General features: G+C 65.2%; 2 protein-coding genes. Both read right to left on the minus strand.

Features of this window, described 5'->3' with window-relative positions:
• Window positions 1-37: 37 nt before the first annotated feature.
• On the minus strand, window positions 38-895 hold the full coding sequence (locus GFD30_RS26075; protein WP_153028064.1) for an IS3 family transposase: 858 nt from the start codon (window positions 893-895) through the stop codon (window positions 38-40).
• Window positions 892-1365: a helix-turn-helix domain-containing protein gene (locus tag GFD30_RS27395; RefSeq protein WP_153028065.1), complete on the minus strand. Its 474-nt coding sequence runs from the start codon at window positions 1363-1365 to the stop codon at window positions 892-894. The genes GFD30_RS26075 and GFD30_RS27395 overlap by 4 nt, the downstream gene beginning before the upstream one ends.
• Window positions 1366-1441 lie beyond the last annotated feature (76 nt).

Genomic DNA, 1441 nt, shown 5'->3' on the forward strand with positions numbered 1-1441 from the left:
TGAACTGGTCCCCGATTGTTGGACTGGTGTTTGAAGGCTAGGCCATGAGGGTCTGGGCCCGGTATGCAGCCGGGGTCAGGCCCTCAAGCCGTGTGTGGATGCGTTCGGTGTTGTACCAGCGGATGTACTCCTTGATCGCGATGGTGAGTTGGTAGGCGGTTTGGGGGTGGCCGCTTTGGAAGATCTCGGACTTGAGGTGGCCGAAGAAGCCTTCGGCGATGGCGTTGTCGAGGCAGTTGCCTTTGCGGGACATGGACTGGGTGAGCCCGTGTGTCGCCAGCAGACGGCGCCAGGAGGCGTGCTGGTACTGGAAGCCCTGGTCGGAATGAACGAGCGGGTGCTCGCCCTCGGCAAGGGTCGCGGTCGCGTCGCGCAGCGACGCGAGCGTGAGGGCCAGATTCGGTGACGGGCCGATCGCGTAGGCGACTACGGACCGGTCGAACAGGTCGATGATCGGGGACAGGTAGACCCGTCTGCCGTCGATGGCGAACTCGGTGACGTCGGTGACCCACTTGCGGTTCGGCGCATCGGCGGTGAAGTCGCGGTCGAGGCGGTTCGGCGCGGTCAGTCCGGTCTGGCCCTGGTAGGACTTGAAGGGGTGCCGGCGTCTTCGGACCCCGCAGCGCAGTTCCATAACTCGCATGAGTGCCAACACGGTCTTCTTGGCGACTGTCCAGCCTTGTCGGACCAGGACGGTGTGGAGGCGTCGGTGCCCGTAACGGCCTCCCGCTTCGGCGAACGCGGTGCGGATGGCGTCTTTGAGCGCCTGCTTCGGGTCGGGACGGCCGATGCGGGCCTGGTGGTAGAAGAACGTCGACCGCGCCAGGCCGGCGACTCGAAGGAGTACCGGCAGCGGGAACTCGGCCTTGAGCGCTGCGACAGCACGGGTCTTCACTGCCGCTCCTGATCCCTCAAGGCCTTCAATTTTCCCAGGTAGGCAACCTCGGCGCGCAACCGCTCGTTCTCCGCGCGCAGCCTCTCGAGCTCACTGGCCGGCTCCTGGGCGACGTTCGAGGACCGCCCCGGCCGTCCCTTCGGCTTCGGCCGCAGGCCCTCCTCGCCCTCCTCGCGCACGATCCGCACCCATTTGGTGATGATCTTCCGGGAGGACAGCTCGTACTCGGCCGCCAGCTCCAGCCCCGATGCCTCGCCGGTCAGATAGCGGCGCACGATCTCCCGCTTCTCCTCGAACGAGAACCGCCGTTTGGTCCGCTTCTCCACCAGCACCTCTCGACCATGGATCTTCCACCGGTCGAACAGGTTACGTACTCCCTGATGCCCGACCCCCAGCAGGGAAGCCGCGCTCATATGGCCGTGACCGGCCTCGAACAGCGACACCGCAGCAGCACGCTCCTGCTCGGTCAACGAACTATACGGATGCAAACAACAACTCCCCGGAAGCGGAACCGAATTCTCAGTCCAACTTCCGGGGAGCAGTTCA

Source organism: Glycomyces albidus (genome assembly GCF_009451885.1).
Lineage (GTDB): Bacteria > Actinomycetota > Actinomycetes > Mycobacteriales > Micromonosporaceae > Glycomyces > Glycomyces albidus.